Origin of the sequence: uncultured Corynebacterium sp. (assembly GCF_947253065.1) — a bacterium.
Classification (GTDB): domain Bacteria; phylum Actinomycetota; class Actinomycetes; order Mycobacteriales; family Mycobacteriaceae; genus Corynebacterium.
On the sequence record NZ_CAMXWS010000048.1, the window covers coordinates 1 to 10,011 of the forward strand.

Below are 10,011 nucleotides of genomic sequence, written 5' to 3' on the forward strand. Positions count from 1 at the left end.
GCTGCGAAGCCGGGCCCGAAGCCTGCAGCTGCCAAGAAGGAAGCGCCGAAGCCGTCGGACGCTAAGCCAGCTGCCCCGAAGCCCGCTGCTGCAAAGCCAGGCCCGAAGCCTGGCGCGAAGCCGGCACCGAAGCCGGGTGCGGAGGGCGGCAACGCGCCGATGCCGCGTCCAATGCCGAAGCCGGGTGGCCGTCCGCGCGTAGCTAATAACCCGTTCTCTTCGAACTCTGGTGGCCCGCGCCCGCAGCCACGTCCGGGTGGACGTGGCGGTGCTGGTGGCCAGCAGAAGCGTCGTGGTGACCAGGCTCCCCGTCCGGGTGGTCAGGGTCAGCGTTCCGGCGGTTCCCGTCCTGCAGCTGGTGCACCGAGCCCAGCAGATATGGCGAAGCACCCGAACCCGGCACAGATGCCGTCCCGCGCAGCTGGTCGCCGTGGTGGCGGCCGTGGACACGGCGGACCGGGTGGACCTGGTGGTCGCGGTCGTGGCCCAATGGGCGGCGGTTTCCGCGGTCGTGGTGGACGCCGCGGCGGTACCGCGGGCGCATTCGGTCGTCCGGGTGGCGCACCTGGCAAGGGACGCAAGTCGAAGCGTCAGAAGCGCCACGAGTACGAGGAGATGCACGCACCGAACGTCGTTGGTGGTGTTCGCCTGCCGGATGGCGGTGGCAAGACCGTCCGCCTGCGCCAGGGTGCAACCTTGTCTGACTTGGCGGAGAAGATTGGTACCGAGGCATCGAACCTCGTCCAGGCTTTGTTCAACCTGGGCGAGATGGTGACTGCAACGCAGTCTGTCTCCGAGGAGACCCTGCAGCTGCTCGGCGCTGAGATCAACTACGAAGTTCAGATTGTCTCGCCTGAGGACGAGGACCGTGAGCTGCTCGAATCCTTCGACCTGCAGTTCGGTGAGGACGAGGGCGGCGAAGAAGCGCTCGAGCAGCGTCCGCCGGTTGTGTCCGTCATGGGTCACGTCGACCACGGTAAGACTCGCCTGTTGGATTCGATCCGCAACGCGAATGTCGGCCGCGGCGAGGCCGGTGGCATTACCCAGGGCATTGGTGCTTACCAGACCGAGGTCACCTTGGAAGACGAGCCGCGCAAGATCACCTTCCTGGATACCCCGGGCCACGAGGCGTTCACCGCTATGCGTGCCCGTGGTGCGAAGTCCACGGACTTGGCCATCCTCGTCGTCGCTGCAGATGACGGCGTGATGCCGCAGACCGTTGAGGCGATCAACCACGCTAAGGCTGCTGAGCTGCCGATCGTGGTTGCAGTGAACAAGGTGGATAAGCCTGAGGCACAGCCGGACAAGATCCGCGGTCAGCTCACTGAGTACGACCTTGTTCCGGAGGAGTACGGCGGTGACACGATGTTCATCGACATCTCCGCTAAGCAAGGCACGGGTATCGACGATCTTCTCGAGGCTGTCCTGCTGACCGCCGATGCGGCACTCGAGCTCACGGCGAACCCGGACATGGATGCTCAGGGTGTCTCCATCGAGTCGCACCTGGACCGTGGCCGTGGTCCTGTTTCCACCGTCATTGTTCAGCGCGGTACGCTCCGCGTCGGCGATTCCATCGTCGTTGGCGGCAACTTCGGTCGTGTCCGTCGCATGATCGACGAGTGGGGCAACGACGTGGAAGAGGCTGGCCCGTCCACGCCGGTCCAGGTCCAGGGCCTCAACGGTGTCCCGGGCCCGGGCGACAACCTGCTCGTGGTCGAAGACGACCGTGTGGCACGTCAGATCGCTGCCCAGCGTGATGCTCGCCAGCGTGCTGCTATGCAGGCACGTAAGAAGAAGCGTGTTTCTCTGGAGAACCTGGATCAGGCGCTCAAGGAGACCAATACGCTCAATCTCATCCTCAAGGGCGACAACGCCGGTTCGGTGGAAGCCCTGGAGGAAGCACTGCTCAAGATCGATGTGGACGACGAAGTGGATGTCAACATCATCGACCGCGGTGTCGGTGCGGTCACGCAGACCAACGTGACGCTGGCTGCGGCTTCCGACGCTGTGATCCTGGCGTTCAACGTTCGTTCCGAGGGCAAGGCCACGGAGGAAGCGAACGAAGAGGGCGTGGAGATTCGCTACTACTCGGTCATCTACCAGGCGATCGACGATATGGAAGCGGCTCTCAAGGGCATGCTCAAGCCGATCTACGAAGAGCGCGACCTCGGTTCCGCCGAGATCCGTCAGATCTTCAAGGCTTCCGCTGTCGGCCTCATCGCGGGTTGCATGGTCACCTCCGGCAAGGTCAAGCGTGGCGCGAAGGTTCGCCTTGTGCGTGACGGCAGTGTGATCACGCCAGATGCGACGATCGACTCGCTGCGTCGCGAGAAGGACGACGTCACCGAGGTGGACAAGGGCTACGAGTGCGGCATGGTGCTGTCCTACCCGGACATCCAGGTCGACGACGAGATCCAGGTCTACGAAATGGTCGAGGTTCCGCGCACCTAACGCGTTACCGCTAATCGACGAACGCCCCGCTGGCTTTCCGCCCGCGGGGCGTAGCCCTTATGTGGGGCGCTACACTAGGAATCTGATTTTTATAGAGCAGGAAGGGGAATCAACGTGGCTGATAACACTCGCGCACAGCGTCTGGCCAAGCGGATTCAGACGATCGTGGCTACCGCCATTGAGCGTCAGATCAAGGACCGTCGTTTGGAGCTGGTCACGGTCACGGATGTCCGTGTCACGGGAGACCTGCATGATGCGACCGTGTATTACACGGTCCGTGGCGCTGACATTGATGATGAGCCCGACCTGGACCAGGCAGCCGAGGCATTGCACCGTGCGCGTGGTCAGCTCCGCAAGATCGTGGGGGATGAGTTGGGTGTCCGATTCACTCCGACGTTGAGCTTTGAACTGGATACGGTGCCGGAGGCGTCGGCACGCATGGAAGAGCTGTTGGCGCGTGCGCGTGCCCGCGATGAGGAGCTTGCGGAGCTGAAGAAGAACGCGACTCCGGCGGGTGAGGCTGATCCGTATAAGACGAGGGATGAGTAGATGACGTCCCCGGCCAATTTGTTCGCGCCCGGCGAGGGCGATTTCGTTGCGGTGGCTGATCGGCTGAAGGCCGCCGGCACTGTGCATGTGGTGACGCATATCCGTCCGGATGCTGATGCGGTGGGTTCCGCTAACGCATTGGCAATGGCTCTGAGCTCAATCGGTGTCACTGCTGATGTCCTGATTGGGCAGAGCGAGGCGTGGCCGGAGAATCTGTCGACAATCCCGGGAATTCATGATGTCATTTTCGGCGCCGAGCTTCCTGCTGATGGTCTGATCGTGACAACGGATTGCGCATCTGTTGAGCGCACGGGCCGCTTCAGCGTGGAGATCGAGGCGGATCCGTCGCGCGTGGTGGTCATTGACCATCATGCGTCGAATCCTGGTTTCGGTGACCTGAACCTGATTCTGCCGTCGGAGTCGACGACGGTGATCATTCGTGAACTCATGGGGTACATGGGTGCGGAGATGACACCGGAGATCGCGTATTGCTTGTACGCGGGCCTGGTCACTGACACGGGCAGTTTCCGTTGGGGGACTCCGCGTATGCACCGCCTGGCTGCTGAATTGCTGGATTATGGCGTGGAACCGCGTTCGGCTGGCATGGATTTGATGGATGCTGTTTCGGCAGAAGACCTCAAACTGATGGGCGAGGTCATGGCAGGAATGCAGACACTGCATGCTGGTTCGCTGACCATGTCCGTTCTGCGTATCGACGACTCGCAGTTGAACGGCATGAACCAGACCGCCGTGGAGTCCATCATCGAATACTCTCGCGCGTTGACCGGTAGCGATATCGGTGTGGTGTTCAAAGAAATCCACCCCGGTTTTTGGTCGGTGTCGCTGCGTTCAACGGTGATGAATGTCGCTGAGATCGCTGCCGTGCACGGTGGTGGTGGCCATGTTCCGGCTGCTGGTTATTCGGTTGCTGGTCCGGTGGAGGAAGCCATTGCCGCGCTGCAGCGCACTGTTGCAGAAATGGCGCCTGCGAAGTGACGGACGGCAAAGCACAGGAAGAAACTTCGCAACCGGCCACGGTGCCGCAAATAAGCCTGCGTCGCGTCTTGGCTCTCGCCCTGCCGGCATTAGGTGTGCTGGCGGCGAATCCGCTGTATTTGCTTCTCGATACTGCGGTGATCGGCAGGCTTGGTGCCGGTGAGCTGGCTGCGCTTGCTGCGGGCGCTACCGTGCAATCGACTGTGACTACGCAGTTGACGTTCTTGTCGTATGGCACGACTGCGCGGTCATCGCGTTTCTTTGGTGCTGGCAAGACGGAGCGCGCCATTGCGGAGGGTGTTCAAGCGACCTGGGTCGGTCTTGGTGTGGGCATTGTGCTCGCGTCATTGGTGTGGATCTTTGCGCGTCCGATCGCGCTGTTTCTCACTAATGACCCGGCTACGGCAGACATGGCCGTTGGTTGGATGCGTGTGGCAGCATTCGCGATCCCGCTGACGCTGATCATCATGGCTGGCAATGGTTGGTTGCGCGGTATTCAGAACACGAAATTACCGTTCTACCTCACGTTGTGCGGGCTTGTGCCCGGCGCGATCGCATTGCCGATCTTGGTGGGTAAATACGGGCTTGTTGGTTCGGCGGTGGCCAATGTCATCGGTATGGGATTGACTGCCCTGGGCTTTTTGGCGGCATTGATGCACAGCCACAAGGGTTCGTGGGCACCGAAGTGGCGTGTGATCGTGCGGCAGTTGGTGCTGGGGCGCGATCTGATTTTGCGTTCGTTGTCTTTCCAGATCGCGTTCATTTCGGCTGCTGCGGTCGCGGGCCGTGTGAGTGTTGCGGCTTTGGCGGCGCACCAGGTGATGCTGCAGCTGTGGAATTTCCTCACGCTTGTACTGGATTCTTTGGCTATCGCTGCCCAGACCCTGACCGGCTCGGCTTTGGGGACAGGCAGGATTGATGATGCGCGTGCAGTGGGGGAGAAGATCACCCGTTTGTCGTTGTGGTTTGCGCTCACCCTGGCGGCTGTCTTTGCCATTGGTGGTCCTGTAATTCGTCGGATCTTCACCACCGATGAGGCGGTGCTTGATGCGATGGCATGGCCGTGGTGGTTGCTGATCGCCATGATCGCAGCAGGCGGCGTGCTGTTCGCGCTCGACGGTGTTTTGCTGGGAGCAGGCGATGCTGCATTCCTGCGCACGCTCACGCTTTCCTCTGTCTTCGTCGGTTTCCTTCCAGGTATTGCGCTTGCGTACTGGGCCGGGACTGGGCTGACGGGCATCTGGTGTGGTCTCGCCGCGATGATCGCTGTGCGTCTGGTGGGTGATATGTGGCGCTTCCGCTCCATGCGTTGGGCCAAGCTTGATCAGCCGGACGATTAAGGTGTGACACCATGACGACGACTTTGTGGGCGGTATCTGACCTTCACGCGGCTGTGAAGGCGAATCGTCCACGCGTTGATGACATCGTGCCGAAAGACCCGTCTGATTGGTTGATCGTGGCGGGCGATGTCGCAGAACGCACCGAGCTCGTCGTACAGATCATGGCCACGCTCGTGCAGCGCTTCGACACTGTGATTTGGGTGCCGGGCAACCACGAGCTTTTCGCACGTGGCACTGACCGTTATAAGGGGCGCGAGAAGTACATCGATTTGGTGAATCGGCTGCGCGGGCTCGGGGTGATCACTCCTGAAGACCCGTATCCAGTCTTTGGTGGGGTCACTATCGTGCCGCTATTCACCCTGTACGACTACTCCTTCCGCCAGCCGACGATGACGGTGGAAGAAGCGCTGGAGCGTGCCCAGGACAACCAGATCGTCTTTACCGATGAGATGGCTATTGCGCCGTTCACTGATATTCGTGCGTGGTGTTGGGACCGGTTGATGTATTCCACGCGCAGGCTTTCACGTATTGATGGCCCGACGATCCTCATCAACCACTGGCCCCTAGTCCAGGAGCCAACGGACAAGATGTGGTGGCGCGAAGCAGCGCTGTGGTGCGGGACTCGCCACACGCGTGGCTGGGCCACGCGCTATAACGCCAAGGCAGTTGTCTACGGGCACCTGCATATGCCAGGCGTGCACACGATCGATGGGGTCGACCACATCGAAGTCTCTCTTGGCTATCCCGATGAGTGGAAGCGTCGCACCAACCCGCCCGCGTGGCCGTATGCGGTGATGGAGGTGGAGCAGTGATCGTGAATAAACTGTTTCCGTCCTCCGCCCGCGTGGTGTACCTGCGCACGGATGCAAATGGGGATTTAACAAATTACAACGAGCTGCACCCGGAGGAACGGGTTGTGGTCAGCCGAGCGGTGGACAATCGCAAGGGCGAATTCGGCGATGCACGCTGGTGTGCGCACCAAGCTTTGCTGGAGCTGGGCATGGACTCTACGAGTGCGATTTTAAAAGGGGAGCAGGGCATGCCGTTGTGGCCGGAGGGCTACACGGGTTCGCTGACGCACACCGATGGCCTGCGTGTCGCGGTGGCAGCCCCGACGGATGCGTTGCGCTCGGTTGGAATCGACGCGGAACCTGCGCAGCCACTCCCAGAGGGCGTGCTTGACCAGATCGCACGCTCACCGGAACGTCACTGGGTGGACGTGCAAAAAGCCGCTGGCAATGACTGGGCTGATCGGTTGTTGTTCTGTGCCAAGGAAGCCACGTACAAGGCGTGGTTCCCAATGACATTGCGGTGGCTCGGCTTCGAGGACGCGGAGATTGAAATCCGCCCTGATGGCACTTTCATCGCCTATCTTTTGGTGCGCCCGACACCTGTTCCTTTCATCGAAGGGCGCTGGCTTGTGCGCGATGACTATGTGGTCGCTGCCACATACGTTCCAGCCACGCAGCGCTAAGAAGCGCTAGAGGGTGGAGGGACGAGCGACGAAAGTCGTCGATAAGCGGGAGCCCTTTTCTTTGACCAGCGCAACTGCCTTGCCATCTGGGCCGACGGCGGCGTGGACGCCTTTCAACCCGCGGGGCTCGAGCCATTTACCCATCGCAAGCGCCGCGTATTCATCAGCCGTGACCTCGAGGACAGGCCAAGCGGTGGTTAGCGCTTCATCGATCGTGAGAGACAGTTCCGCGTTCTCCTCGAGCTCGTCCAGCGTGCGCGCATGTTCGAGCGTGAAAGGGCCGGATACCTCGCGACGCAGCGCCGTCAAGTGCCCGCCAACGCCGAGCGCCTCACCCATATCGCGCGCGAGCGATCGGATGTAGGTACCCGATGAACAGTGCACGCGCGCAGCGACATCCACGAACGTGCCCTCGCGGCAGATCGCGGAAACATCAAAGCTGAAGATTGTTACTGGCCGCGCCGGGAGCTCCACCTCTTTTCCCTCGCGGACGAGCTCGTGGGCACGCTTGCCGTTGATCTTGATCGCGGAGACCTTCGACGGAACCTGCAAAATCTCGCCGGTCAGCGCGGCGACCTGTTCCATGATCTGTTCGTCGGTGAGCTCGGAAGCATCCGTTTCACTAAGCACAGCGCCTTCCGCATCATCAGTGCTCGTCGCGGCGCCAAGACGAATCGTTGCGGCATAGGTCTTCTCGTCCGCGACAAGGTGCGCGAGCAGCTTCGTACCGCGCTCAATGCCGATTACGAGCACACCCGTCGCCATCGGATCAAGCGTGCCCGCATGCCCGACTTTGCGGGTGTGGAAGAAGCGCCGCAGCTTTGCCACGACATCATGGCTGGTCACGCCAGCAGGCTTATCGACGACAACCACGCCCGAGGTGGAAAGCGGATCTGCAGTTTGGCCCAGATTCATACCAACCACCCTATGCACTACGCTTTCCCGCGTGGATATTTTGTCTGGGCTCGGCCAGATTCCTGCCGACATGCGCGACCCCGTTGTCACCATTGGTGTCTTCGACGGGGTCCACCGCGGCCACCAGAAACTGATCCGTCGAGCAGTCAACCTTGCACGTGAGGCGGGCGTGGAGTGCGTCGTGATGACATTTGACCCGCACCCGGTGAAGATCTTCGCCCCGGAACACACCCCGGACACGTTGCTGCCACTCGAGGAGCGTGCCCGCCTGATCGCGGAGCTCGGCGTTGATCACCTGTTGGTCATCGATTTCACTAAGGAGCTCGCTGGGGAGAGCCCCGAGGATTATTTCCGTACGGTCATCGTGGAGACTCTGCGCGCTTCCCGCGTGGTGGTGGGGGAGAACTTCACCTTCGGCGCCGGCGCCTCTGGTACCCCGCAGACGATGCTCGCGCTTGGCGAGAAATACGGGGTCAACGTCGATGTCGTTTCATTGCTTTTCGACGGCACCGAGCGTATCTGCTCCACCGCCATCCGCGACGCCCTCCGCGGTGGGGATGTCGCACAAGCCTCGGAATTCTTGGGCCGGGAATTCGCCGTCACCGCTGAAGTGGAGCGGGGAGCCGGCCGTGGTGGCCGTGAGCTTGGATATCCGACCGCGAATCAATACGCAGCTGAAACCGATGCTGTACCGGGTGATGGCGTCTACGCAGGCTGGTTCACCGTGCTGGAGGACGGCAACCCCATCGAAGGTGACATGGAACCTGGGATCCGCTACCCGGCAGCGATTTCTGTGGGCACCAACCCGACATTCGGAGATAATCGTCGCAGCATCGAATCCTTCGTGCTTGACCGTGACGCAGACCTCTACGGCCGTACCGCCCGCGTGGAATTCATCGCGAAGGTGCGCGACATGGTCAAATTCGATTCTGTCGACGAACTGCTGGAGAACATGGCACGGGATGTCGCCCGTGTGCGTGAGATCCTTTCCTAACCGGGGGTCCGTACCTTCTCCTCGCGCGTCGCTTACGACGGGCTAGTGTTGGGTGCCATGACTCGCAAAATGATTCTGGATCTTGACACCGGCATCGACGATGCCCTCGCACTTGCTTATGCACTTGGCTCCGAGGAAGTTGACCTGATTGGTGTCACCGGCACCTACGGCAATGTCCTTGTTGAGACCGGCGTGCGCAATACCTTGGCCATCCTGGAGCTCTTCGGCCGCACCGATATTCCGGTTTTCGCTGGCCCGGGCCACGCCAGCGCGAAGGATTCCTTCGAAGTCCTGGAGATCTCCGAGTTCATTCACGGCAAAAACGGTGTTGGTGAGGCAGAATTGCCCGAACCGCAGCGCGCAGTGGAGACGAAATCCGCAGTCGACTTCCTCGTCGAATCGGTGGAGAAGTACGGCGATGAACTCGTCATCGTGCCTACCGGCCCATCCACCACGATCGCTGCAGCGGCGAAGGTGAGCGAGACCTTTGCAAAGAACGCTCACATCGTCATGATGGGCGGCGCACTGACCGTCCCGGGCAATGTCTCCCCGTGGGCTGAGGCCAATGTCAACCAGGACCCAGAAGCCACCGACGCGATCTTCCGCAGCATGAATGACATCACCATGATCGGTCTTGACGTCACGCTGCAGACTCTGCTGACCGTTGAGGAGACCGCGAAGTGGGAAGCACTTGGTACTCCGGGCGGCGACTTCCTCGCAGCAGCTACGAATTACTACATCGATGCCTACAAGACCACCGCACCGCACCTCGGCGGTTGTGGCCTGCACGACCCGCTGGCCGTGGGTGTCGCTATCGACCCGACGCTGGTAAACACCATCGACATCAACCTCAAGGTCGACACCGAAGGGGAGACCCGCGGTCGCACCATTGGTGATGAGACCCGCCTCAATGATGAGAAGAAGACGGCGAAGGTTGCCGTTGGCGTCGATAAGCAACGCTTCCTTGCAGAATTCATGCGTCGCTTGACGGACCTTGCCGCTGGTTCCAACTAAGGGCGATTAACAGTCGCTGATGCATGTGCGCTAGCATTGCTTACTCGGTAATGGCACCGCGCTGTGCTCAGTGCAGCGAGGCTTAACTGTGGTTCGCAGCAGTCGCCGTCACCGCTCCCGGTTTGCTGGGAGATCCGCAGAATGCGAACTGAAATAACCAAGGAGAAAAACAATGGCTTTGTCCACTGAGAAGAAGGCTGAAATCCTCAAGGAGTACGGCCTGCACGAGACCGACACCGGTTCCCCGGAGGCTCAGGTTGCACTGCTCACCGAGCGCA

General features: G+C 60.9%; 10 protein-coding genes. 9 read left to right on the forward strand and 1 reads right to left on the reverse strand.

Features of this window, described 5'->3' with window-relative positions:
- The 6 genes from infB to Q0X21_RS09265 all read left to right on the forward strand — a co-directional run.
- The coding region (gene infB / locus Q0X21_RS09240; protein ID WP_297851592.1) for a translation initiation factor IF-2 at window positions 1-2,451 on the forward strand (2,451 nt) is incomplete at its 5' end.
- Between the two features lie 114 nt (window positions 2,452-2,565).
- Window positions 2,566-3,000, forward strand: coding sequence for a 30S ribosome-binding factor RbfA (rbfA, locus tag Q0X21_RS09245; protein ID WP_297851593.1), 435 nt, complete (start codon window positions 2,566-2,568; stop codon window positions 2,998-3,000).
- The gene (locus tag Q0X21_RS09250; protein WP_297851594.1) at window positions 3,001-3,996 is read left to right on the forward strand and encodes a bifunctional oligoribonuclease/PAP phosphatase NrnA; all 996 of its coding nucleotides are present in this window, start codon (window positions 3,001-3,003) and stop codon (window positions 3,994-3,996) included.
- Entirely contained in the window at window positions 3,993-5,336 is a 1,344-nt protein-coding gene (locus tag Q0X21_RS09255; RefSeq protein WP_297851595.1) for an MATE family efflux transporter, read from the forward strand. Before Q0X21_RS09250 ends, Q0X21_RS09255 begins: the two co-directional genes overlap by 4 nt.
- A gap of 11 nt (window positions 5,337-5,347) precedes the next feature.
- A complete protein-coding gene (locus Q0X21_RS09260; RefSeq protein ID WP_297851596.1) occupies window positions 5,348-6,148 on the forward strand; it encodes a metallophosphoesterase in 801 nt (266 codons plus the stop codon).
- Window positions 6,145-6,810, forward strand: coding sequence for a 4'-phosphopantetheinyl transferase (locus tag Q0X21_RS09265; protein ID WP_297851597.1), 666 nt, complete (start codon window positions 6,145-6,147; stop codon window positions 6,808-6,810). The genes Q0X21_RS09260 and Q0X21_RS09265 overlap by 4 nt, the downstream gene beginning before the upstream one ends.
- 6 nt (window positions 6,811-6,816) lie before the next feature.
- Here the strand turns inward: Q0X21_RS09265 and truB are convergent, their stop codons facing one another.
- Entirely contained in the window at window positions 6,817-7,725 is a 909-nt protein-coding gene (gene truB, locus Q0X21_RS09270) for a tRNA pseudouridine(55) synthase TruB (RefSeq protein WP_297851598.1), read from the reverse strand.
- A 31-nt stretch (window positions 7,726-7,756) separates the two neighbouring features.
- Between truB and Q0X21_RS09275 the strand changes: the two genes are divergently transcribed.
- The 3 genes from Q0X21_RS09275 to Q0X21_RS09285 all read left to right on the forward strand — a co-directional run.
- Complete coding sequence (locus Q0X21_RS09275; protein WP_297851599.1) at window positions 7,757-8,719, forward strand: bifunctional riboflavin kinase/FAD synthetase; 963 nt, start codon at window positions 7,757-7,759, stop codon at window positions 8,717-8,719.
- A gap of 57 nt (window positions 8,720-8,776) precedes the next feature.
- Window positions 8,777-9,733 carry a nucleoside hydrolase gene (locus tag Q0X21_RS09280; RefSeq protein ID WP_297851600.1) on the forward strand — a complete coding sequence of 319 codons (957 nt, stop codon included), beginning with the start codon at window positions 8,777-8,779 and terminating at the stop codon, window positions 9,731-9,733.
- Window positions 9,734-9,905: 172 nt separating this feature from the next.
- Window positions 9,906-10,011 (forward strand): 30S ribosomal protein S15 (locus Q0X21_RS09285; RefSeq protein WP_297851601.1); only part of this gene is annotated, 106 nt, incomplete at its 3' end.

Excerpts from the sequence above, each read along its gene's own strand:
- Q0X21_RS09250 (WP_297851594.1), top strand. The coding sequence starts at position 3,001 with ATGACGTCCCCGGCCAATTTGTTCGCGCCCGGCGAGGGCGATTTCGTT.
- Q0X21_RS09260 (WP_297851596.1), top strand. The coding sequence starts at position 5,348 with ATGACGACGACTTTGTGGGCGGTATCTGACCTTCACGCGGCTGTGAAG.
- truB (WP_297851598.1), bottom strand. The coding sequence starts at position 7,725 with ATGAATCTGGGCCAAACTGCAGATCCGCTTTCCACCTCGGGCGTGGTT.
- Q0X21_RS09280 (WP_297851600.1), top strand. The coding sequence starts at position 8,777 with ATGACTCGCAAAATGATTCTGGATCTTGACACCGGCATCGACGATGCC.